General features: G+C 45.7%; 20 protein-coding genes. 9 read left to right on the top strand and 11 right to left on the bottom strand.

Annotated features, from left to right (window positions below):
• Positions 1-130: 130 nt before the first annotated feature.
• The 4 genes from VRK_RS05260 to VRK_RS05245 form a co-directional block, all read right to left on the bottom strand.
• Positions 131-859 carry a hypothetical protein gene (locus VRK_RS05260; protein WP_059120405.1) on the bottom strand — a complete coding sequence of 243 codons (729 nt, stop codon included), beginning with the start codon at positions 857-859 and terminating at the stop codon, positions 131-133.
• A gap of 12 nt (positions 860-871) precedes the next feature.
• Positions 872-2,569, bottom strand: a complete 1,698-nt coding sequence (gene cysI / locus VRK_RS05255) for an assimilatory sulfite reductase (NADPH) hemoprotein subunit (RefSeq protein WP_059120404.1) — start codon at positions 2,567-2,569, stop codon at positions 872-874.
• 358 nt (positions 2,570-2,927) lie between these two features.
• On the bottom strand, positions 2,928-3,854 hold the full coding sequence (locus VRK_RS05250; RefSeq protein ID WP_059120403.1) for a carbon-nitrogen hydrolase family protein: 927 nt from the start codon (positions 3,852-3,854) through the stop codon (positions 2,928-2,930).
• A 26-nt stretch (positions 3,855-3,880) separates the two neighbouring features.
• Positions 3,881-5,311 carry an aminotransferase-like domain-containing protein gene (locus VRK_RS05245; protein WP_059122661.1) on the bottom strand — a complete coding sequence of 477 codons (1,431 nt, stop codon included), beginning with the start codon at positions 5,309-5,311 and terminating at the stop codon, positions 3,881-3,883.
• A gap of 151 nt (positions 5,312-5,462) precedes the next feature.
• Here VRK_RS05245 and VRK_RS05240 point away from each other — a divergent pair, with 151 nt between their 5' ends.
• From VRK_RS05240 to VRK_RS20575, 3 genes are read left to right on the top strand one after another with little or no spacing between them, the layout of a single operon-like run.
• Positions 5,463-6,827, top strand: coding sequence for a cytochrome ubiquinol oxidase subunit I (locus VRK_RS05240; protein ID WP_059120402.1), 1,365 nt, complete (start codon positions 5,463-5,465; stop codon positions 6,825-6,827).
• A 31-nt stretch (positions 6,828-6,858) separates the two neighbouring features.
• Positions 6,859-7,866, top strand: a complete 1,008-nt coding sequence (cydB, locus tag VRK_RS05235; RefSeq protein ID WP_059120401.1) for a cytochrome d ubiquinol oxidase subunit II — start codon at positions 6,859-6,861, stop codon at positions 7,864-7,866.
• Between the two features lie 21 nt (positions 7,867-7,887).
• Complete coding sequence (locus VRK_RS20575) at positions 7,888-8,016, top strand: DUF2474 domain-containing protein (protein WP_077337172.1); 129 nt, start codon at positions 7,888-7,890, stop codon at positions 8,014-8,016.
• Positions 8,017-8,141: 125 nt separating this feature from the next.
• Here the strand turns inward: VRK_RS20575 and VRK_RS21565 are convergent, their stop codons facing one another.
• The 3 genes from VRK_RS21565 to VRK_RS05225 form a co-directional block, all read right to left on the bottom strand.
• Entirely contained in the window at positions 8,142-8,687 is a 546-nt protein-coding gene (locus tag VRK_RS21565) for a nitrilase-related carbon-nitrogen hydrolase (RefSeq protein WP_269431944.1), read from the bottom strand.
• 17 nt (positions 8,688-8,704) lie between these two features.
• Positions 8,705-9,163 (bottom strand): nitrilase-related carbon-nitrogen hydrolase, encoded by a 459-nt coding sequence (locus VRK_RS21560; RefSeq protein ID WP_269431943.1) that lies wholly within the window; start codon positions 9,161-9,163, stop codon positions 8,705-8,707.
• 206 nt (positions 9,164-9,369) lie between these two features.
• Positions 9,370-10,329 carry a helix-turn-helix domain-containing protein gene (locus tag VRK_RS05225; protein ID WP_059120400.1) on the bottom strand — a complete coding sequence of 320 codons (960 nt, stop codon included), beginning with the start codon at positions 10,327-10,329 and terminating at the stop codon, positions 9,370-9,372.
• 152 nt (positions 10,330-10,481) lie between these two features.
• Between VRK_RS05225 and VRK_RS05220 the strand changes: the two genes are divergently transcribed.
• The 6 genes from VRK_RS05220 (at position 10,482) to narL (ending at position 18,340) form a co-directional block, all read left to right on the top strand.
• Positions 10,482-11,687 (top strand): IS4 family transposase, encoded by a 1,206-nt coding sequence (locus VRK_RS05220; RefSeq protein WP_059120399.1) that lies wholly within the window; start codon positions 10,482-10,484, stop codon positions 11,685-11,687.
• Positions 11,688-11,836: 149 nt separating this feature from the next.
• Positions 11,837-12,724, top strand: a complete 888-nt coding sequence (locus VRK_RS05215; RefSeq protein WP_059120398.1) for an AEC family transporter — start codon at positions 11,837-11,839, stop codon at positions 12,722-12,724.
• A gap of 263 nt (positions 12,725-12,987) precedes the next feature.
• Entirely contained in the window at positions 12,988-14,949 is a 1,962-nt protein-coding gene (locus VRK_RS05210; protein ID WP_059120397.1) for a glycoside hydrolase family 3 protein, read from the top strand.
• 320 nt (positions 14,950-15,269) lie between these two features.
• The gene (locus tag VRK_RS05205) at positions 15,270-15,656 is read left to right on the top strand and encodes a nitrous oxide-stimulated promoter family protein (RefSeq protein ID WP_059120396.1); all 387 of its coding nucleotides are present in this window, start codon (positions 15,270-15,272) and stop codon (positions 15,654-15,656) included.
• 190 nt (positions 15,657-15,846) lie between these two features.
• Complete coding sequence (locus VRK_RS05200; RefSeq protein WP_059120395.1) at positions 15,847-17,625, top strand: histidine kinase; 1,779 nt, start codon at positions 15,847-15,849, stop codon at positions 17,623-17,625.
• Positions 17,626-17,659: 34 nt separating this feature from the next.
• Positions 17,660-18,340 carry a two-component system response regulator NarL gene (gene narL / locus VRK_RS05195; protein ID WP_059120394.1) on the top strand — a complete coding sequence of 227 codons (681 nt, stop codon included), beginning with the start codon at positions 17,660-17,662 and terminating at the stop codon, positions 18,338-18,340.
• Between the two features lie 72 nt (positions 18,341-18,412).
• Here the strand turns inward: narL and narI are convergent, their stop codons facing one another.
• The 4 genes from narI to VRK_RS05175 are packed head-to-tail and all read right to left on the bottom strand — an operon-like array spanning position 18,413 to position 25,101.
• A complete protein-coding gene (gene narI / locus VRK_RS05190) occupies positions 18,413-19,090 on the bottom strand; it encodes a respiratory nitrate reductase subunit gamma (protein WP_059120393.1) in 678 nt (225 codons plus the stop codon).
• Positions 19,090-19,800 carry a nitrate reductase molybdenum cofactor assembly chaperone gene (gene narJ / locus VRK_RS05185; protein ID WP_059120392.1) on the bottom strand — a complete coding sequence of 237 codons (711 nt, stop codon included), beginning with the start codon at positions 19,798-19,800 and terminating at the stop codon, positions 19,090-19,092. The genes narI and narJ overlap by 1 nt, the downstream gene beginning before the upstream one ends.
• The gene (gene narH, locus VRK_RS05180; protein WP_059120391.1) at positions 19,800-21,326 is read right to left on the bottom strand and encodes a nitrate reductase subunit beta; all 1,527 of its coding nucleotides are present in this window, start codon (positions 21,324-21,326) and stop codon (positions 19,800-19,802) included. Before narH ends, narJ begins: the two co-directional genes overlap by 1 nt.
• A 10-nt stretch (positions 21,327-21,336) precedes the next feature.
• Complete coding sequence (locus VRK_RS05175) at positions 21,337-25,101, bottom strand: nitrate reductase subunit alpha (protein ID WP_059120390.1); 3,765 nt, start codon at positions 25,099-25,101, stop codon at positions 21,337-21,339.
• Between the last annotated feature and the right edge of the window lie 67 nt (positions 25,102-25,168).

The following is a 25,168-nucleotide window of genomic DNA, read 5'->3' as shown; positions in this document are numbered from 1 at the left end:
TCCATTGCACGGTTCACCTTGAACCGCTCATCATAAACAGATCAGGTTTAAACGGATCAGCTTTGAAACCGTTGAACCGTAGCACCACATGATACCCAGGACATTGATACCCGGGAACATGTATACCCAGTTAGTGAACACATGCATTATCACTCACCTGATACCAACGCTGAATAAATTGCTGAATGAAGGTGAGCCCCTCATCGTCACTCCAGTGATGCTCGATAATCGCTTCATTGCCTTGCAAATGCTCGGGATAAGCGTACAGCCAACTCGCCATCTCATGCCATGTCACCCCCAAAGCAGCAGAACTGGAATAAATATGTTCTGCGTGACAAATCAGCATCGGCATACCGTTAAGGTCACGTTCGAGAACAACCGTATCCGCAGTAAAATCCGTCGCAACCATATCATTGACCACCCACCCCCAAGATAAATCATGACTCGTTGTCAGCCGGTCTGACATATTACTTGGCTGAACCATATTCAAACCAAACCGCGACGTTGGCATAAAAGACTCATAACCGAGTGCTTCAAAAAGAAAACGTTCCGTGCTGCCGATGAAGAGCACAGGGATGCCGAGATGGAGAATATGTGAGACTAGACACCGAATCGCATGCCGCTCGATTTGGCGCGGCCTGATAGGCCACAACCCGGCAAACACAATACAAGAGACTCTCTGTAATTGCTCAAATGATACGGTCTCACGATTTAAATCAACAAGCCAAATCGACTCATGATCGAGCTTGAGTCTTGCTATTAAATTGCAACTATAAGGCTGAAGCGAATGAGCCACCGAAGCCGGTGGCTCATCGAGCTGAAAAAAAGCAACACATTGAGATAGTTCTGCTTTCATCATCGCCAATCCTGTTTACTCAACAAGATGGAAATCAATGGTCGAATTCAGGACGGGTTTGACCAGGCCGATTCTGATCACAAAATCACCAAATGCCTCATCGGGTTCCCCTTCCGTTGCCCAACGGGCAACATATTGATCCAGCATGGTCAGTATCTCTTCAATAGGCTGGTTGACTTGGTGGAGACGAGGAATTCTGGTGCCTTCAACGTTACCGCCAATATAGAAATCGTATCGGCCGACAGCCCGGCCGACTAGCCCCACTTCGGCCAGCATGGCACGACCACATCCATTCGGGCAGCCGGTAATCCGAAACACGAAGGCGCGATCCGCTAAACCATGTTTCAGCATAATATTGTCGATGGATGCAGAGATATCGGGTAATACCCGCTCCGCTTCGGCCATCGCAAGGGGACACGTCGGAAACGACACACAAGCCATTGATGCTTTCCGCTGCTCGGTCACAGACTGATCAATCAAACCATACTCACGGGCAATTTTATCGATCATTGCGACTTTGTCTTGCGGTACACCGGCCACAATGACATTTTGGTTCGGAGAGAGCCTGAAATCGCCTTGATGTACTTTGGCAATTTCAGCCATGCCTGATTTGAGCGGTTTATCTTCGGTATCAATGAAACGTCCGCTTGGAATAAACAGCGTCAGGTGATGATCGCCATCGACACCTTCGACCCAACCGATACGGTCACCGCGGGCGGTAAACTCATAAGGTTTGATATCCGCAAAGGTCACATTCGCCCGTTTTTCCACTTCTTGCTTAAAGACATCCACCCCAATACGATCCAGCGTATATTTGGTCTTCGCATTTTTCCGGTTGGAACGGTTGCCCCAATCCCTTTGTGTTGAAACAACTGCTTCGGCAACGGCCAACGTCTCATCAAGTGCAATAAAACCGAACTCACTGGCTTTGCGTGGATAGGTGGACACATCACCCTGTGTCATCGCCAGTCCGCCACCGACCAGCACATTAAAACCGATCAGTTTTCCGTTGTCGCCGATTGCCACAAAACTCAGATCGTTGGCATGAACATCGACATCATTTTGCGGCGGAATGACAACCGCAGTCTTGAATTTACGGGGTAAGTAACTACCACCGAGAATGGTTTCTTGCTCTTCTTTAATTGCGACTTTTTCACCATCCAACCAAACTTCGGCATACGCATTGGTTTTCGGTAGCAGATGCTCTGAGATTTTTTTCGCCCAATCATAAGCCTGCTGATGCAAGGCACTTTCGACCGGGTTAGAGGTACAAAGGACATTACGGTTCACGTCTCCTGCCGTGGCACGAGAATCTAACCCAAGGGTATTCAACAGTTTATGGACCGGTTTAATATTATGTTTCAACACCCCATGCAGTTGCACCGCTTGGCGGTTCGTGACTCGAATCGAGCCATACTCGGTATGCAAACTGGCAAACTCATCAATGCCCAGCCACTGTTTCGGTGTGATAATACCGCCGGGCAGGCGGACACGGAGCATCACCGTATGCAAAGGTTCCAGTTTCTGTTTTTGTCTTTGTGCTCGAATGTCTCGATCATCTTGCTGATACATGCCATGAAAACGAATCAGTTGAAAGTTGTCGCCTTCAAAACCACCGGTTATCGGATTGGCAAGATCCTCTGATATCGTGCCACGCAGATGATTGCTTTGACTCTTCAAACGTTCGTTATCTGAGAGTTTCTCTTTGCTCATAGTAACTCCATCACTTCTTTATTTTAATGTGTGGACTTTCAGGTCGGTCCCATTGACTAGAAATTATCACTATCGCGGTGAGACAGGCATATACACAGACTACCGTTTAAAATGCATAACAGGGTCTATTTTTATTACAAAATGAAATATGAAATAATTAAGTGTGCATTTCGCACCGATTTTCCCCGTACTTCAAAAAATTCCGCTCAAAAATGATAGCGACCTTGACGCGAATCAATGCCGATTCTCCGTGCCAACGGTCATCCAACTGAGCACAGCATTGACAATATTTATCGATGGGAAAAAGCAGGCACACTTCAGTGCCTGAGTACGAGAAATGATCGCAGAGATAAGAGATTTAAACCGATTTGATAGTGACGCTTTTCTTCTCACTTACATCGACTTGTAAGGAGAACACATCCGGGCGTGCATAATGTCCGACCACATCAAAGTCATAGCGAGACTTCGCTATTTGAGCCATATCGATCTCTGCCGTCAGTAACCCTTCCTGCTCATACATCGGACCGGCCAAAATATTGCCCAGCGGATCAACAATCAGGCTGCCCCCTTTGATCAATGGGCGACTGGCATCCCAACCGGCTACGGTACGCCCCGTCTGTTCGGGAGAACCTTGAACCTGCACGGCACTGATGACAAAACAACGACCTTCATGGGCGATATGGCGCATACTGCATTGCCAAATTTCACGCTCATCAACCGTTGGGGCACACCAGATATCAATCCCCTGATCGTACATGGCCATCCGCAGTAACGGCATATGGTTTTCCCAACATATTGCCCCGCCAATCTGAGCAAAGCCGATATTGGCGGTCGCTAACGTCGAGCCATCCCCCTGCCCCCAGATGAGGCGTTCTGTGCCGGTCGGCATCAATTTGCGGTGTTTTGCTGCCAGCCCTTGTTGGGGCGTAATGTACAGAGAAGTGCAGTACAGTGTTGACCCGTCACGCTCGATCACCCCAACCACAATAGCCGCTTGTGTTCTTTGCGAGAGGGCGACCAATTCATCGGTTTCTGCTCCCGGCACCGTAATCGCATTGTCGTAATAACGGGCATAAGTTTCACGGCCGTCATCAAGGCGATACCCCAGATATGTCCCGAACGTTTCCCCTTTCGGGTATCCGCCCAACAAAGCTTCCGGCATCACGACAAGCTCGGTTTTCGATGCAATGATTTCATTTTCATAAGATAGGATTGACTGCAATGTCTCTTTCTTCCCCGATTCTTTAGAGCCCATTTGCAGTGCTGAAACAATGTGTTTAGTCATATTGGTCCTCAATAGATAATTACGGTTTATTTAGTTTGAGCGCAGCCGTTGATTTGCGTAACAATACTGCTCGCCAGAATATCCAGCGCTCTCATGCGATGGTGATCGAGCTCAAAAGATGCATTGAGCCGGATGCAGTGATTATATTGATCGTTCAGGCTAAACATTTTCCCCGGTGCAATACTGACATTTTCTTTTAATACCTCATCGTATATGTAGGTTGCATCTAGATGTTCGGGCAGTTCGAGCCAGACGAAATATCCCCCTTTCTGACTGATGATATTGACCTCATCGGGCAGCAGTGCTCTCAATCGTTCTGTGATTTTCTTCTTCCGCTCTGCGAGCCTTTTGCGTAGCTGTTTGAGATGTAATTCGTAATTGCGGCTGGTTAAATAATGCACCAATGTCATTTGAATCGGAGCACTGGTGGCAAAGGTACTCATTAATTGCAACTTCTGAATATCAAGTGCTCTTTTGCCCGCCACGACCCAACCGATACGTAGCCCCGCGATTAAAGACTTCGAGAATGATGAACATAACATGGTGTTTCCAGTGTGGTCATACATCTTCATCGAGGTAATCGGTTCACTGCCTTCGTAAAGCTCGCTGTATACATCATCTTCAATCAAAGCAACGTTATAGCGATTCAAAATATCAACAATCCGCTTTTTCTTTTCATCGGTTAATGTAAACCCGAGCGGATTCTGATGATTGGACATCAACCAACACGCTTTCACCGGATGGGTTTGCAACGCTCTCTCCAATGAATCAATGTCAATGCCGGTCACGGGATCGGTTCTGATGGAAAGCGCTTTTAACCCCAAACGCTGCAATGACTGGAGTGCGCCATAAAATGTCGGTGACTCGACGACGATCCAATCGCCTGCAGATGCACATGCCTGCAAACTCAAATTGAGTGCTTCTAATGCACCGGCAGTGATGACAATTTCATCCGGTGAGATTTCAATCCCCCGCGCAGCATAACGTTTCGCAATCAACTGTCTGAGTTGTTCATTGCCGGGAGGAAGGTTATTGAATGTATTGGAGATTGGCATATTGCGTGCCGCACTCGAAAATGCACGTGTCACATGATAATGGGGATATAAATCAGGGCTGGGATAGGCAAACCCGAAATTGATTAATTGTGGATTTTTGCTGGCCTGGAGCACTTCAAAGATAAACTCATTGATATCGACATTTTCTATTGAAGAGACCGCGACTTGAGGGGGCTGAACATGCTTGGTTTTGACTCTGGGCGCAACCCGATATCCTGATCGCGCTTGCGACACAACCCATCCTTGAGATTCCAGTAACTGATAGGCATGAAGCACTGTCATTAAGCTGATACCCGTGTGTTCAGACTGCTTTCGTAATGAGGGCAGTTTGTCACCCGGATTCCAGATACCGGACTGAATCTGCCGTTTGAGTTGATCGACTAACTCCTGATACTTTGCCAAAAACCCAACCTCCACTGTAAACCATCGCCACCAATCATAACAATTAAAATAAAAAACTGTTATAGTTTTATGTATTTTTCTGTATCTACATTCTGGCCCAAGCAACGATTAACATAGCAAAGAAAAATAATATTCAGCTCAAAGGAAATCTATGTTTGGTCTCGATGCATTTATGCTGGCAAGGATACAGTTTGCTTTTACTGTTTCCTTCCACATCATATTTCCCGCCATTACCATCGGCTTAGCAACTTACCTCGCTGTGCTTGAGGGTTTATGGCTCAAAACCCGCAATCCGGATTACAAAACCCTTTATCACTACTGGTCTAAAATCTTCGCTGTCAACTTTGGTATGGGCGTTGTGTCTGGTTTGGTGATGGCTTACCAGTTCGGCACCAACTGGAGTGGTTTTTCGGATTTTGCCGGCAGTATTACCGGCCCGCTGCTCACCTATGAAGTGCTGACCGCATTCTTTCTTGAAGCCGGCTTTCTCGGTGTGATGCTGTTCGGCTGGAACCGTGTGGGTGACAAACTACACTTTTTTGCAACCTCGATGGTTGCCCTCGGCACGATTATTTCAACCTTTTGGATTCTGGCATCAAATAGCTGGATGCAAACGCCACAAGGCCATGAAATCATCGATGGCCGGGCTGTGCCTGTTGACTGGTTTGCCGTGATATTCAACCCGTCATTCCCCTACCGGTTAGCCCATATGGGCGTGGCCGCATTTTTAAGTACCGCTTTATTCGTCGGTGCTTCTGCTGCGTGGCATCTCCTGAAAGGCCAATCGAGCTCTGCGGTGAAAAAGATGTTTTCAATGTCACTGGGAATGCTGGTTATCGTTGCCCCCATTCAAGCACTGATCGGTGATGTTCACGGTTTAAATACCTTAGAACATCAACCGGCTAAAATCGCAGCGATTGAAGGCCACTGGTCTAACGCCAGCGGAGAGCCAACCCCACTGATCCTCTTTGGGATGCCCAATATGGAACAAGAGCGAACCGATTATGCGCTGGAAATCCCGGTGTTAGGCAGTTTAATTTTACGTCACAGCCTGACGGAGCCGATTCCGGCCCTGAAAGACTTTCCCAAAGATGAACGCCCCAATTCACTGGTCGTATTCTGGTCATTCAGAATCATGGTCGCGCTCGGCATCCTGATGATTTTACAAGGCTTTTACAGCTTGTGGTTACGCCACAAAAAGACACTGTATACCACACCTTGGTTTCTCAGGTTTTCGATCCTCATGGGGCCGACAGGACTCATCGCGATACTGGCAGGATGGTTTACCACCGAAGTCGGCCGTCAGCCGTGGGTGGTCTACGGACTTCAGAGAACGCGGGATGCGGTGTCTGCGCATGGCGATTTACAGATGAGCATCAGCCTGCTCTGTTTCTTCGTGGTGTATGGCGCAGTATTTGGTTTTGGTTACTACTATATGGTTCACCAAATCAAACAAGGCCCGGATACACAAGACCACGAGCATCATGAAATCAACACAATTTCTGGTCGTATATAGCCTCACAAATTAAGCAATTAAGGTAAAAAATATGCATTTTGATCTCTCTGTGATTTGGTTCGCGATCATCGTGTTTGCCACCCTGATGTACATTGTGATGGATGGCTTTGACCTCGGAATCGGCATCCTGATGCCGTTTGTCAAAAATGAACAACACAAAGACGTGATGGTCAATTCAGTCGCCCCGGTCTGGGACGGCAATGAAACTTGGATTGTACTCGGTGGCGCCGCACTGTTCGGTGCATTTCCGCTCGCATACTCGGTGATTATTGAAGCGTTAACTATTCCATTAACACTGATGCTAATTGCTTTGATTTTCCGCGGTGTCGCATTTGAGTTTCGGTTTAAAGCGGTGGAAAACCATCTGCAATTTTGGGATCGTTCATTTATGGTCGGCTCAACCGCTACGACCTTCTTCCAAGGGATCGTGGTCGGGGCGGTGATTCAGGGATTTGATGTCGAAAATCGCGTTTTCGCCGGCGGACAACTGGACTGGATGACACCATTCCCGATTTTCTGCGGCTTTGCACTGGTCGCAACCTACGCCCTGCTCGGCAGTACATGGTTAATTATGAAAACCGAAGGTGAGTTACAACAGTCAATGTTCGCTTTCACCAACAAAGCGCTGCTTGCAGTGGTCGTGGCGTTGGTGATTGTTAGTTTATGGACACCACTTGAGTTTCCGGCGATTGCGACACGCTGGTTCTCAACACCGAACTTGTTCTACTTACTGCCGATTCCGGTAATCACCGCTCTGGTCTGTTTAAAAATGGCCGACTCCGTTAAAAAGCATAAAGAACGTAGTCCGTTTGTGATGGCGCTTATCATCATCATTCTTGGCTTTGCCGGGCTTGGTATCAGTATCTGGCCGAATATCATTCCACCGAATATTTCCATCTGGGAAGCCGCAGCCCCGGCAAGCAGCCAGAGCTTCATGTTGTACGGTGCAGCACTGATTCTGCCGGTGATTCTCGCTTACACATGCTGGAGCTACTATGTCTTCACCGGCAAAGTCAAAGAAGGTGAAGCCTACCACTAATCTCAAGTTGAGGAGCTGACAATGAAGATAAAACGCGGCATTGAACAATGGGCTTGGATGATTGGCATCTGGGCACTGAGTGTTGTGGCTTTAGGGGTCGTATCGATGGGTTTTCGCCTGTTAATGACTGCCGCAGGACTCAAGTCTTAAATTCTTGAATGGCATGTTTAAGCTTGAAATTTCACTGGATATCCCCGTTATTCACTGAATGACGGGGATATCCACTTTAGCCATAGATGATTGCCACAACAGAAATCAACCGCGGCTGGAGATTCTCACTCAGCCACATACGACTCATCTTCTTCGATAGTTGGCGTTGTCACGACCGAGTTGATCGTTTTTACCCGCTCAGTGACTTGCTTATTAATGTGTAAGGAAAAAATATCGGGACGAGAATAATGTCCGACCGGATCATAGGCTGCTTTAGCCACACCGATACTCGCTAAATCAACCTCGGCATAAATGAGACCTTCGGCTTTATCGTCAAGAAATTCACATAACTCAGCACCATCAGGCCCATAGATTTGTGCAAAACCCCCGCCGATATCTAACAGTGCTCTTTTCTGCTCAGTGTCACACAGCATATCGAACATTTCTTGACTTACAATCGCACACGGCGAGAGCACAAATGCCTGACCTTCTAAAGCATAAACCTGAGTGGCAGCACAGTTCGCTTCAGCGCTCAATTGCATCGCAATCCCTTTGTATAAAGAAAAACTAGGCCAGGACGCGACATGAATTTGTTCATGGCAAGCATAGAGCGCATACTTGCTGAAAAGTTGAAGATGTTCAGCACAACAAAGGCCACCTAAATTCCCCAAATCCGTGTGATAGACTTTCAGCGTACTGCCATACTGCCATCACCTTCTCCGTAGACTGCTCGTTCGACATGCGTTGGCTTGAGCTTTCGATGGACACCTAATAACTGACCATTATCATTGATAAAGGCTTGAGAGATATATAAAGTTCCTGCGGCACGCTCACTAAATCCCATCACTAAATGGATCTGATATGTTTTCGCTGCCTGACATAGTCTGTCAAACAACTCACTCTCAACACTTAATGAATTTTCATAGTAAGGTTGTACATATTTAGACCAACCCGCAGGTGAGTCCAGCCAAATGTACCACGGATACCCCGGCAGCCAGACTTCAGGAAAGGCAATTAATTGTGCTCCATTTTCAGCAGCTTCTTTTATTAAATTAATGGCTTTTTCAATCCCTTGTTCAATATTCAGAAATGCTGGTGCAGCTTGTACTGCACATACTTTAAATTTCCCGGTAAATTTATAATTCATATATCCCTCGATCTATATCACTTAATCAAGTGCTATCGTATCAAGGATTCATTTTTTTAATTTATTCTGTGTTTCAATTGCATTCCTATTCGTACCAGACGGACTCATAGAATATTCGTGCTGCACCAAAATAAATCACTCCGCACCAAATAAGTTACCTATCGGATAAGTTGAATATCAATAATGTGCTGAACACACCTGAATGGTTAATTCGAATTGACCGTCGTTCTATATTGAGAAGGTGTCATGCCAAAATGTTCTTTAAACAACACACTCGCATGTGAACTACTTGAGAAACCGACCCCAAATGACAGTTCTGTAATTGCCTGCCCACGATAAGCATGACTTTCCAATAAAGACTTTAATTTATTTACACGCTGTGTCCAAATATAGCCAGATATATTGTGTGATTCATCTTTAAACAGTCGATACAGAGAACTTCTGGATATACTTAATGCTTTACATATATTGTCAATCGAAAGTGATGAATGACTCAGATTTGAGTTTATATAATCTTTCACCTTATGTAGATTAAGTTCTTTATCATCGACAAACCGCCCGGAACCCGAACTGGCGTTATACGATAAGAACTCATTTAAACTTAAATTAAAACAGTCATATATTTTCTTCTCTTCGACATAATCTTGAGGAGAGGTCATTGTAAACAAACTCGATAAGAAACTATTAAATATAAAATTAATTGCGCAATGGCTATCAATTTTTTTTGCTGTAATCTGATTGGATTTAAAGTTTTTTATATCAATGACATCAAAAGGTATCTTCAATGTGCGCATATGAAAATCATCTTTCAGATTGACAAAATATGGTCTCCGGCTATCGTATATACCAATATCACCAGGAGATAATACCGTGCGTCGCCCATCTTGGGTAATTTCCATATGACCTTTTTGTTGTAATGTCAGTAATAAATAATCATCTTCATGAAAGCGTTTGGGAGAACGAGTGACAGATTGCCCCGACGCAATGACCTCTAACAGGTCAATACAATTCAATCGGCTACAATTGAGTTCAGCATTGAAGTCCATCAGTGTATGAGACATCCCCATGCGGCAGGTTAATTTAACGAAATGCTCATTCACGATATCTTGCCAATACTCGAACTTAACTTTCTCAGAAAGACCAAATGTCGTTAAATGCTTTTTCATCTAACCTTCTCCATCTTAACCATGTCACCCGATCTAAATCCTGAAGAATCCCCACATAATTTCTATCCACATCAGACACTTAAAGGTATTCGCGCACCTTGTTTTGTGATCTAATTTTATTGACCAAAACAAAACAGAACACGGAGCACAAGATGCGCGAATTTCAGATTATATATCAATCATTACACCAATATTGCCCTGAATTACATGCTAAGCGTCTCAAAACACTTATTACTGCCAGCGAGGCTTTGTTTAATAGTAAAACGTTGACTCTTACCCAGCTTGGCCGTCATATCGGAGGAAAGACTCATACCAAACACAATATCAAGCGCATCGACAGGTTGCTTGGAAATCACCACCTTCATTACGAACGAGCCGCCGTCTACCGCTGGCAGGCTTCTATGATTTGTCACTCTACTATGCCCGTAATTCTTGTCGACTGGGCGGATATCCGAGAAATTCAGCGCCTTATGGTATTGCGAGCTTCTGTCGCATTATCTGGCCGCTCTGTCACCCTTTATGAGCGAACATTCACTCTTGAAGAGCACAATACAGATAAGGTTCATAAAAGATTTTTGAAAGAACTGGCCTCTGTCCTTCCACAAGGCTGTGTTCCGCTGATAGTCACTGATGCTGGGTTTAAAAACCCTTGGTTCAGAGCCGTTGAGCAACAAGGTTGGTTCTGGCTTTCAAGAGTCAGGGGCGTCATCCACTATACAGATACAAAGCGCGATAACTGGAAACCAATCAGTACGTTACAGAAAAAAGCCACTTCGCGAAGTCGGTATCTCGGTCTTTGCCGCCTCACTTCCTCTAACCCCATTACATGCGGTATTTATCTTTATCGTGCAAAGATAAAAGGACGAAAAAACCAGCGTTCAACAGTAACCAATAGTAATCATCAGGGGTCGGCCTTCTATAGTCAGGCAGCAAAAGAGGGCTGGATATTAGCGACAAATTTACCCGCTTCAAGGTTTACCCCGGCTCAAATGGTTAAGTTATACAGTAAACGGATGCAGATAGAAGAAACCTTCCGAGATCTGAAAAGTCCGGCTTATGGGTTTGGTCTAAGGCAGAGTCGAAGTCGGTGTCCGAAACGGTTCGATATTATGTTGCTAATCGCACTCGTACTCCAACTTGTGCTCTGGTGGGTAGGTTTAGTAGCAAAAGAGAAAGGTTGGCATAGGCATTTTCAGGCGAATACCGTTCAAACCCGAAATGTTCTTTCAGCTATCCGGCTGGGCAGTGAGGTGCTTCGGCATCATCGATATCACTTGAGAAAGCGGGATTTACTCAGGGGTGCTTCGTTGTTTCTTCGAGAGATCAGGAAAAATGGGGATGTATTGGCGTTTTTATGAGGGGATCCTCTAGATCTAAATCCCCACTGAATTCATTGTTTTTAGTACATTCAATAAAAAATCTGGCATGTACATTAAAGATCACTGACTTTATATACATTAGATTATTAGTAATCGTTCTATGCTGCTCTCTAAGATTTAGGAAAAATATGGAGTCTACTTTATCAATAATTATTACAGTCTTGTTTGGATTTATTGCAAATAAAACCAATATACTGGATTCAAAAAACAATGCAAGTATCAACAAACTCATCATAAAACTCACATTGCCGGCTTCTATATTTCATGGCATGTTATTCATAGATAACAATGAATTCCACTCTTTAATCATTAATTCGACGAATATTATTCTACTCATCGTTTTTTTACTTTTATCCAGTTATATAATTAGCTGGGTTATCTTTAAAGATAAAATTCTATCTGCGACGATTGCGATGTTGACCGCTCTACCCGGTGTTTTGTTCTACGGCTTACCTATTTTAACACCGATATTAAATGATAAAACGATAACGACAATATCAGCAACAGGCATTGCACAAAATTTAATTGTTCTCCCATTTATTTTTACAATTTTCTCCCGTCATAAAGGCGGTCATTTTTCTTATAAAAGCTTAATATTGGAACCTGTTATCATAACACCAATATTAGCGGTTATATTTATTCTATTAAAAATACATCCACCCGAATTATTCATGCTTTCTCTCGATCAAATTGGTCGTTGCACAACAGGGTTAGCACTTATATCAACCGGTGTTATATTGTCTCAGGTTAAATTTACAATCAATAGTAAGATCATCAGCTTTGTTATTTTAAAAAATTTCGCTTTACCGATTGTGACACTTTTTTCTTTAAAACTAACATCATTAACACCTGAATATTCTGTCCCTTTGGTTTTAATTAATGCCATTCCTATTGGTTCAATATGTATTATTATCAGCAATATGTATGATATATATGTGAAAGAAGTTTCAGCCATTGTGATACTTAGCGTACTCCTCTCTTCGATTTCGATACCAGTCATATCTGCACTGCTGTAGCTGCGACCATCACAACTGTCGAGTCACATCATTTCAATCCATCGGTGGTCATCTTAAGGGTTTACGGTGAGATCGATACGGAAGAAAGGGCTAATCCGGTATTGTTATATAAAAAAATCAATTACTGTATATTGATTTTTTTAATTTTCACCATCAGTAAATACTGTTCACATTTCTAAGAATAGACATGAATTACCTCTATGAAATATTTGATATTATTATTAAATTCAGTAATAAATTGAAACCACTCTGAGAGATATCCTATGACGATAATAAAGCATAATTTTCTACTTACATCCTCTTTGGCGCTCCTTATATTTCCCATCATTTCTTTCGCGAATACGGATGTTCATTTAGATAGCAATAACCTCAAAATATTGAATATTGATGGCCAAATTTTTAAAGATTTAAATAAAAATGGCAAACTCGACCCATACGAAGACTGGCGGCTCCCCACAGAAGAAAGATCTAAAAACCTCCTGTCTTTAATGACGCTAGAAGAAAAAGCAGGATTAATGATGCATGGTTCTGCGCCCAGTTCAGGCGTATTGGGTCGAGGTGCAAGTTATGATCAAGAGAAAGTGACAAAGCTGATTAAAAATAATCATGTTTCCCATTTTATCACCAGACTGCAAGGTAAGGTTCCCAGCCATCTGGCAGAACAAAACAATAGTTTACAACGGATTGCTGAAACGACTCGTTTAGGGATACCGATTACCATTAGTTCAGATCCGAGAAATTCGTTCCAATATTTAGAAGGTGCGTCCGTTGCTTCCGGCAAATTCAGCAAATGGCCGGAAACTCTGGGAATAGCAGCCATTAATGATGAGGCACTGACTGAAAAATACGCCAATATTATCCGGCAAGAATACCGGGCAGTCGGGATTACAGAAGCTTTATCTCCCCAAGCGGATATTGCGAGTGAACCACGTTGGCCTCGGATTAGCGGAACGTTTGGGGCAGACCCGGATATCGTTGGCAGAATGACCCGCAGCTATATTACCGGTATGCAGTCTGGCTCACATGGTCTCAACAAAGATAGTGTGGTGACAATCGTGAAGCATTGGGTAGGTTATGGTGCAGCAAAAGACGGTTGGGATAGCCATAACGCTTACGGAAAATACGCAGATTTTAAATCAACGTCGTTAGATACACATATCGCCCCCTTTATCGAAGCATTTAAAGCAAACCCGGCTGGGGTGATGCCAACCTATTCGATACTACAAGGGGTCACCCACAATGGAAAAGAAATCCCACAAGTCGGTGCAGGATATAACCGTTTTTTATTACAAGATCTATTACGTGATACTTACGGGTTTAAAGGCGTGATCTTAAGCGATTGGTTAATCACCAGAGATTGTAAAGAAGATTGTATCAACGGTTTCAAAGCGGGAGAAAAAATCCTACCGAGAGGGATGCCTTGGGGCGTCGAAGATCTCTCCGTTGAAGATCGGTTTACCAAAGCTATTGATGCGGGCATTGATCAATTCGGTGGTGTCGTTGACTCGGCAATATTAGTCAATGTGGTGAAAGATAAGAAGGTATCGGAAAAACGACTGGATGCTTCAGTGCTGCGTATTTTGAATCAAAAGTTCAACGTCGGTTTGTTTGAAAATCCATATGTGGATGCGAAAAAAGCAGATGAAATCGTTGGCAACAAACAGTTTTCAACTTTAGCGAATACCGCTCAATTTAAATCTCTTGTTTTATTAAAAAACGACCATGTTCTACCGCTCAAGACTGGCAACAAAATATGGTTGTATGGCATTCATAAAGACGTTGCAGAGAAGTATGGTTTTCAGGTCGTTGAGCAGTTACAAGATGCTGATCTTGCACTTTTAAGAACCTCAACCCCGTTCGAAAGACCGCATCAGAATTATTACTTCGGCAAAAAGCATCATGAAGGTGCATTGAATTTCAAACCTGATAATGAAGATTATCTCGCGCTTCAAAAAGCCAAACAACACGTCCCGACGATTGTTACGATTTACTTAGATCGCCCGGCGATTTTAACCGATATCTTAGACGATGCTGATGCCTTAATCGCCAACTTTGGTGTCAGTGATGAGGTGTTATTTCAACGATTAACATCTGATAAAGAATACACAGCTAAAATACCATTCGAGTTACCGAGAACAATGCAGGCGGTCTTATCACAAGATCCGGCCAAACCACATGATTCCAATAACCCACTCTTTCCAATTCATTATGGAATGAGCCAATGATTTTATATTCTTTATAAAATCCAATCGTGACGGTTATTTTGCCACTGATTATTTTACAACTCATTGATGTTTAATTTAAAACCACCATTACTGATAAAGTAGCGGTGGTTTTTCAGGAATGGCATGGATAACAATGACCCAATCGTGCCAGACAGACCTTTGCCATCAGCCCTTTCAATGTCGTCACTTCACCTTGTAAATACACCAGTCCATCTACGGTAATTTATAATGCAGTAGTAACGGGCATCGATATAAATGCGTTACAGACGAACCCTCGCTCTGTCGTTATACTGGTGCTTTCAACACGTGACGATGAATATATGCCTGACAGTACAATTTTGCATGGCAAACTAGCCACAGAATTCAAAACCATCCGTGCAATGATGAAAATATACTGTGCGAAACATCACCATGGCACACCTTTGTGCGAGGCATGTGCAACGCTGTTACAGTATGCAGAACAAAAGCTGGATCGTTGCCCGTACGGACAACAAAAACCGGCCTGCAATCAATGTCCGATTCACTGTTATAAACCTGAGCCGAAAGCGCAAATCCGGGTCATTATGCGCGATTCAGGCCCGCGGATGCTGCTTCATCATCCGATGCTGGCAATACGGCATCTGTATCATGAAAAACAGACTTGCCCCGACAAGCCGCAAATTAACGCCTCCAACCGCCATCAACGAAAACAGAATCCGGATAAATAGTACTCCGACCGAACCAGTGATGGGTCTCCCCTCCCCTGTATGCATTGGATGAGTATGCCAGCCGCCCCACTGACAAACCGTACACCGGCCTCAATGAAGATTTATGTGATATCCGCAGATATCTTTGCCGAATCGGCCGAGTCTTGCATGATATAATTATCAACTCCTCTTGATGAATATTCGTGTGTCTATGTCGATTAAAACCCTTATGTTCTGGCGTCAGTTTTCTTTTGTCAAAAAGATCAGCATTATCATACTTTGCCTTGCATCACTCTCGATTACCGGCATGCTTATCAGCGCCAGTACTAGTGAAAGCATTCAGGGCAACGCACATATGATTAATCAGGTCGGTGCGATACGGATGCAAAGCTACCGGTTACTCGCCTTGAGCAATGGGCAACAATCGATTGCCCCGGATATTGCTGTCCTTGAACATATGTTAGAAGCCACGTCTTTTCAGCGCTTTATCCAACATGAAAAGTTCGAAACGCCCTATTTAGAAATTCTTCAGCTCTGGTATTCAAACATCAAGCCCACGCTACTTACCTCTGAGGATAAAGATGAAAAATTGCAGGCGGTCGAATCTTTCATCGTGCAACTGAATGTTTTAATCTCACAAATAGACAATCATACCGAACATACCATTACCACCATCTCACAAACGCAGAATATCTTTATCGCCCTGACGATCATTTTCCTTTTTCTTGCCTTTAAAGGTTTGCATAAAAGGTTATTTACCCCGTGGAGAGAGTTACTGACCATTGCCAATGCCATTCGCAATGGTGACTTTGAACAACGGTTTGATTCGCGTCATTACCGGGATGAAATGGCCGTTTTAGGTGAAACGTTCAATAATATGTCGGTGGAATTAAAAGTGATGTACGACGACTTAGAAGAGAGAGTCCACCAGAAAACATCCGAATTAAAACAGCAAAATGATTATCTGGATTTCCTCTATCGCAGCGGACAACGCTTTAACCGCCATCATTTAAACATCAATACATTATCTCCGCTGTTTCAGGAGTTAATTTCATTGTTAGAGTTACACAGCGTGACATTCAACCCGAGCGATAAGCTGCGCTATTTCATTGATGAACAAATTCACTATCATCACACGATCGACCATCAAATGATCGACTGCCAAACGCCCCACGATCAAACCACCGACGAACAACGAAACCGTGCCTTTACACCACAAAACTGGCCGGTCGGTGACGATTATCATGAATACGGCATCTTACAAACCACCTATCGCGATAAGACGCTTCCGTCCGAAAAACAAAAGCTAATCGAGACGTTTTGTGACCTCTTTACACAATATCTTGCAACACGGGTTCAGGAACAACGTAAACATCAACTTCTGGTGATTGAGGAACGCCATACCATCGCACGCGAGCTGCACGACTCTATCGCGCAATCCCTGTCCTTTTTAAAAATAAAAAGTGGGATTTTACGGATGCAAAGTGATAATTTTTCTGCCACGCAACACGAACTACTTGAAGATATCAGTCAAGAGATCAACGCGGCTTACCATCAGTTAAGAGAATTGCTTGTCACCTTCAGATTAAAAATCGATGACTCAGATTTATCCAATGCGATTAAAAATAGTGTCGATGAATATAGTGAAAAACTGGGATTTGCGATTCAGCTCAACAATCAGTGGCAGGATAACAGTATTACACCTCACCACTTTATCCATATCTTACAGATTATTCGTGAAGCATTGAGTAATATTTACAAACACTCGAAAGCAACGGAAGTCACGATTCACTTAACGCAAGACGAAAATAAAATGTGTCATTTAAATATTATGGATAACGGGGTGGGTATCGAGCCACAACAACAAGAAATGGCGAATCATTACGGCTTAACGATTATCGCAGATCGCGTGAAAGCGCTGGACGGCAACCTGACGATTGATTCGAAACCCGATCAGGGCACAGAAATCGCGATTCAGTTTTATCCATGATTCAGTTCTATCCATAATGAGAGAAAGAAGTGATATGCATCCAACCCATATAACTAACGCAACAACCTCCGTATCACCGGCAACGGTCATGCTCGTCGATGATCACCCGATGCTCCGGCAAGGGCTCAAGCAGCTACTGCAATTAAACCCGCAAATCGAGGTTGTCAAAGAGTGTAATAACGGTCAGCAGGCGGTCAAACTCGCTCTCGATGATGAGCCAGATGTGATTCTGCTCGATATTAATATGCCTGATATTGATGGTATTCAAACGCTCAAATTACTGCGCGACAATGATATTACCAGCCGTATTATCATTTTTACGGTTTCCAATTATGAGGAAGACTTAGTCCGGGCGATACAAGCCGGGGCAGACGGATATTTATTAAAAGATATGGAAGCGGAAGATCTGCTCCACGCCATCGAACAAGTTTGTCTCGGTGAGTTGGTCGTCAGCCCTAAACTTGCCAATCTGCTGGCAAAGCAACTGCGCAATTCCCCTCATCAGGCGCAACGGGAAATCGATACCTTAACCACACGAGAACGGGATGTACTCAAACTACTGGCACAAAGTCTACCCAACAAGTTAATCGCCCGAAAACTCAATATTGCCGAAACAACCGTGAAAGTGCATGTCAAACATATCCTGAAAAAGCTGCAACTACGCTCCCGGGTTGAAGCCGCAGTCTGGGTGCACCAGCAAGGGATTGATCAATAATATCGATGGCTACATGGTGAGCCATCGATAGGTTATTATCGAAGTGTTGTCATCGACGAGATGTGGGGAGGGTCAACGCCGGGATCTGACTACCTGATAGCGGCGGCTGATATACTCTAGCGGCACGCTCCAGATATGAACCAGACGGCAGAACGGAAATGCAACAAATAAGCTCATGCCAAGCACAATATGGAGTTTAAATATCCATGCGACATCACTTAAATGCTCGGCTGCACCGCCATGAAAATAGACGATTGCCTGTGCCCATTCCATAAACTTCACCATTTCTGAGCCATCCATATGTTGTGCGGAAAACGGTATCGTCAGCAGCCCTAAACACACCTGAGCGACTAATAATCCCAGAATCAGAATATCGGCAAATGATGATGTCGCCCGGACTCTCGGGTTATATAAGCGACGTTTCAGCAACAATGCGCCACCGATTAATGTCATCACGCCAAACATCCCTCCGCCAAACATGGCGAGCTTCTGTTTCAATGCAATGGACAGAAAACTTTCATACACCCAATGCGGAGTTAGCATCCCGAATGCATGTCCGCCCAGCACGCCGATAATACCGATGTGGAACAGATTTGAGGCCAGCCGCATCCCTTTGTTGTCCATCAACTGGCTTGAACCGGCACGCCACGAATATTGCCCGTAGTCGTAACGCAGCCAGCTGCCGAGTAAGAACACCGCCGCAGCGATATAAGGATAGACGCCGAATAGAAATTGATTGAAAAAGTCCATTATGCTTCTCCTGTCAGTTGGCTGATATCCAGATACTGGGGCTGAATGGTCTGCGCAAACCGCTGCTGATGCTGCCGGGTCTGGCTGTCGCACGGGGTGTTGTCCATAAAGGTGATTTGCTCTTCTTCCCACACTTGATCCAGTGCTGCAACACTGTCGTCCCGCTCCTCTTGCTTGACCTTTTCAGCAATTGAAGCCGTATTTAACTGGGCAGCACTCAGAGAGAGCAACAGGGACATCAGTTCAGCGTACTCACTGTCTCTTTGGCGCAACCTTTCTGTCAGCAATGCCAAAATCGGGGCAATATCTTTCAGCCCCTGCACGGCCTCGTCTTCAGAGAGTATCGACAAATATTCGAGATACATCGGTAGATAATCGGGTAGCTCTTTAGCGTCCAGCTCTAACCCCTGTTGCTGATACTGCCCCATCAGATCGACCATCGCCTGTCCCCGCTCCCGGGACTGACCGTGCACGTGTTCAAATAGCAACAGTGATAACGATCTGCCGCGATCAAACAGCGCACAATATTGGGCTTGCACATCAAATAAGCGCTGCTCGCAGTAAGTGCTGATCCACTGTTTTAAATCGCTTTTTTGCGCCAAATTTAATTCAGTGCATTGATCCGTTGATGCAATCAGCTCGTGATGTTCAGACCACAGCATCTCTTGCGGGTAATCCAGCAGGTGCGCAATCATTCGTAAACTCAGCATTATTGATCCCCCTTGGTAATGTCGATTGCATCAATTCTCTGGCTATTAAACAGATTGACTCGGTTATCACTACCATGACAGCCGTCGCCGAAACTGAAACCACAACCATTTGATTCAGCATAAGCATGATCCGCTTCCTGACGCATCCCGGATGGTACGACAAAGCGATCTTCATAGTTGGCAATCGCCAGATAACGGTACATTTCTTCCACTTGCATGGCCGTCAAACCCACCGCCTCAATCGCGCTGGTGTCAATGGTGCCTTCCACGGTCTCGCTACGCTTGTAGTGACGCATGGCCATCAAGCGTTTGAGAGCCAGTTGCACCGGTTGAATATCACCTGCGGTCAGCAAGTTGGCTAAATATTGCAACGGAATCCGCAACATATCGATATCCGGCAATCCGTTGCGCAGCGGCAGGTATCCTGAATCTGCGGCAGATTGAATCGGCGATAGCGGCGGTACGTACCACACCATCGGTAACGTGCGGTATTCCGGATGCAGTGGTAACGCAAGCTGCCATTCCACCGCCATTTTGTATACCGGGGACTGCTGTGCCGCATCTAACACACTTTGACTGATGCCCTGCGCTTGCGCCTGACGAATCACTTCCGGATCATGCGGGTCAAGGAAAAGGCTCAACTGACTGGTATAGAGATCATGTTCATTTTCAACACTGGCGGCCTCTTGAATGCGATCCGCATCATAAAGCATCACCCCTAAATAGCGGATCCTGCCGACACAAGACTCGGAGCAAGCCGTCGGCATACCTGCTTCAATACGGGGATAACAGAAGATGCATTTTTCGGATTTACCGCTTTTCCAGTTAAAGTAGATTTTTTTATAAGGACAGCCACTGATACACATCCGCCATCCGCGACACTTATCTTGGTCGATCAGGACAATGCCATCCTCTTCCCGTTTATAAATCGTGCCGCTCGGGCAGCTCGCAACACAGGCAGGGTTCAGGCAGTGTTCACATAAACGCGGCAAATACGTCATGAATGTATTTTCAAATTCGCCATACATCTGCTTTTGAATATGGTGAAAATTGTAGTCAGCGGAACGGGCTGTGAATTCTCCGCCGAGCGTATCTTCCCAGTTCGGCCCATGATTGATTTTTTCCATTCTCTGCCCGGTAAGCAGAGAACGCGGACGGGCAATCGGTTGATGGCGTTGCTTCGGTGCCTTTTGTAAATGCTCATAATCGAAGGTAAACGGTTCATAATAGTCATCGATTTCTGGCATATGCGGGTTGTTAAACAACTTGGACAACACACCGATTTTGTTGCCCTGACGCAAGGTGAGTCGGCCTTTAATGCCACGAATCCACCCGCCTTGCCAGCGTTGTTGATTTTCCCAGTCTGTCGGATACCCGACGCCCGGTTTCGTTTCTACGTTGTTAAACCACGCATACTCGACGCCCTCGCGACTCGTCCAGATGTTTTTACAAGTGACAGAGCAGGTATGGCAGCCAATACATTTATCCAGGTTCAGCACCATGGCAACTTGCGAACGAATTTTCATACCCTTTCTCCTACTGACTGATTGGCTGAGTTGTGGCGTGATCTGATGTCTGTTCATCATCCAGCCAATCGACCCGATTCATCCGCCGAATCACGACGAATTCATCCCGGTTAGAACCGACGGTTCCGTAATAATTGAAGCCATACGCCTGCTGGGCGTATCCGCCGATCATATGGGTCGGTTTAGGGCAGATACGTGTCACTGAATTGTGGATACCACCACGCTGTCCTGTCACCTCTGAGCCGGGCAGATTGATTAACCGCTCTTGTGCGTGATACATCATCACCATGCCTTGAGGCACACGTTGACTGACTACGGCACGTGCCGTTAATGCACCATTGGCGTTGTAGGCTTCAATCCAGTCGTTATCTTTGATGTTCAGGGTTTGCGCATCGGCTTCACTGAGCCAGACAATCGGCCCGCCCCGTGATAACGTCAGCATGAGTAAGTTGTCACTGTAGGTTGAGTGAATCCCCCATTTTTGGTGCGGGGTAATAAAATTCAGCGCCAGTTCGGGCTGACCGTTATGATGGCGTTGCTCAATCTGCTGAACCGCCCGGGTATCAATCGGTGGCCGGTAAACGACCAGGCTTTCACCGAAATCTCTCATCCAGGCATGATCTTGATAAAGCTGCTGACGCCCGGTCAGCGTGCGCCACGGAATCAGCTCATGAACATTGGTATAACAGGCATTGTATGACACATGTTCATCTTCGATACCTGACCATGTCGGGCTGGAAATGATCTTGCGCGGTTGTGCCTGAATATCGCGAAAGCGTATTTTTTCATCGGCTTTGCTCTGGGCTAAATGGCTATGATCCCGCCCGGTGACTTGGCTTAACGCCTGCCATGCTTTGACTGCGACTTCACCATTGGTTTCCGGGGCGAGCGTCAGAATCATTTCTGCCGCATCAATTGCAGACGCCAGTTTTGGCCGGCCTTGGGTCGCGCCGGATTGATGCACCTGATTTAATTTCTTGAGTAGCGTGAGTTCCGACTCGGTATTCCAAGAGATCCCTTTGCCGCCGTTGCCTAATTCTTCAAGCTTCGGACCAATTGAAGAGAAACGGGCACCGGTGTTCGGGTAATCACGCTCAACCGGAATAATTTTGGGTGCCGTTTTACCCGGGATCAGCTCACACTCGCCATGACGCCAGTCTTTGCCACCGAATGCCTGCGCAATTTCGCTGTCACTGTCGTGTTGATTGGCTAGGGTTACGATATCCGTTTCAACGCCTAAGTGACCGGGGCAAACTTGCGAGAAGCTTTGCGCGATATCCCGGAAAATATCCCAGTCTGATTTGGCCTCCCAAGCGGGATCTACGGCCTTCGAAAACGGATGAATAAACGGGTGCATGTCTGATGTATTCATGTCGTTTTTTTCATACCATGTTGCCGTCGGTAACACGATATCGGAATACAAACAGGTGCTCGACATGCGAAAGTCTAAGGTCACCACCAAATCAAGCTTGCCTTCAGTGGGTTGGTCTTCCCAATCCAGCTCTTGGGGTTTGGTCTTGGCGTAACTGCCTAAATCTTTCCCTTGAATGCCATGCTCGGTTCCCAGCAGGTACTTCAGCATGTACTCATGCCCTTTGCCGGATGAGCCCAGCAAATTGCTCCGCCAGATAAACATGTTGCGCGGATAATGTTGTTCCGGTTGCTCACAGGCAAAACGAATCGAGCCCTCTTTTAACGCAGAAACCGTATAATCCACCGGATCCATATTGTGCTGCTTGGCCATGTTGGCAATGGTCAACGGGTTGACATTTAATTGCGGTGCCGATGGCAACCATCCCATCCGTTCTGCTTTAATATTTAAATCAATCAGATGGGCGCTATAGCGCTCTTTTTTCGCCAATGGGGACAATAGATCATGGGTTTGCACGGTCTCATAGCGCCATTGGCTGGAATGATTATAAAAATAAGATGTGGTATTCATTTGCCGTGGCGGACGTTGCCAGTCTAGTGCAAAGCTCAGCGGTAACCACCCTGTCTGCGGACGCAACTTTTCTTGTCCGACATAGTGAGACCAACCGCCACCGCTTTGTCCGACACAGCCACAAAATACCAGCATATTAATCATTGCCCGATAAGACATATCCATGTGATACCAGTGGTTCACCCCGGCACCGACAATGATCATTGAACGGCCTCGCGTTTTTTCTGCGTTGTGTGCAAACTCTCGGGCAATTTGGATAATCCGATGACGATCCACCCCGGTGATCGCTTCAGCCCATGCCGGAGAGTATGCTTTCACTTCATCATAAGATGCCGCGGCAGACCCATCACTCAACCCACGATCAACCCCCCCACGATCAACCCCATAGTTGGCCAGCATTAAGTCATAGACCGTCGTCACTTTAGCAATGTTACCGTTGGCTAAAGTGACCGATTTGACCGGCAAGGTGTGCTCAATAATGTCGGACAACGGCACAGAATCAAAATGGTCTGACTCAATCCCGCCAAAATAAGGAAACTGAACACATGCGTATTCATCCGTATCGGCTATTCCCAGCGCCAAGGTTGTTTCTTGCCGGTGTTCGCCAGCTACAGATTCTAAATTCCAGCGTCCCTTCTCACCCCAGCGGAATCCAATCGATCCCTGCGGAACGACCATCTGATTGGTTTTGCTGTCAATCGCGATGGTTTTCCATTCAGGATTGTTATGTTCGCCTAAATCATCAACCAGATCAGCAGCGCGTAAAAAGCGCCCGGCGGTATATGTACCGGATTGGGTTTCTTCCAGCATGACCAGCATTGGCATATCGGAATAACGACGCAGATATTCCTGAAAGTATTCAACTTTTCGCTGCTGATGGAACTCAGTTAAAATCACATGCCCCATGGCCAGTGCCAGTGCACTGTCGGTGCCCTGTTTCGGATGAAGCCATTCATCACTCAGCTTGGCGACTTCTGAATAATCCGGGCTCACGGCAACGGTTTTGGTGCCTTTGTAACGCACTTCAGTGAAGAAATGGGCATCCGGAGTGCGTGTCTGAGGGACATTCGATCCCCATGCCATGATATAGCCAGAGTTGTACCAGTCCGCCGATTCCGGGACATCGGTCTGCTCACCCCAAGTCATCGGAGAGGCCGGCGGTAAGTCACAATACCAGTCATAGAAACTTAAGGCGGTGCCGCCAATCAATGATAAATAGCGGGCTCCTGAAGAATAGGACACCATCGACATCGCCGGAATCGGAGAAAACCCGACAATCCGATCCGGGCCGTGCGTTTTGGTGGTATACACGTTTGCTGCCGCGATCAATTCGTTGAGCTCTTGCCACGTTGAGCGGATCATGCCGCCGCGTCCCCGGGCTTTCTTATACCGTTCGGTTTGCTGTTTATCTTCAACAATCGATGCCCATGCCGCGACCGGATCAGTCTGTTGCGTTTTTGCCTGACGCCAGAGCTCTAATAATTCCTGGCGAATCATCGGGTATTTCACCCGGTTCGCACTGTAGAGATACCATGAATAACTGGCACCACGCGGACACCCGCGCGGCTCATGATTCGGCATGTCCGGACGAGTACGGGGATAATCCGTTTGCTGCATTTCCCATGTCACGAGCCCGTTTTTGACAAAAATCTGCCAGCTACATGAACCGGTGCAGTTGACACCATGCGTTGAACGGACAACTTTATCGTGCTGCCACCGATTGCGATATGCACTTTCCCAGTCTCGGTTCACGTCATATGACTGCCCATGCCCATCCGAAAAGGTTTCGCCTCGCTGTTTAAAATAACGGAAACGGTCCAGAAATTTACTCATTGAGCTTGCTCCTTTGCTTTTGATAGCCTGACGCTATCTCACGTTGCTTATTGGTGATGACTGATTC

This window comes from Vibrio sp. MEBiC08052 (genome assembly GCF_001506075.1).
In the GTDB taxonomy this organism is placed as follows: domain Bacteria; phylum Pseudomonadota; class Gammaproteobacteria; order Enterobacterales; family Vibrionaceae; genus Vibrio.
The sequence above is the reverse complement of the archived record's forward strand: the minus strand, read 5'-3'. Positions and strand labels throughout refer to the sequence as shown.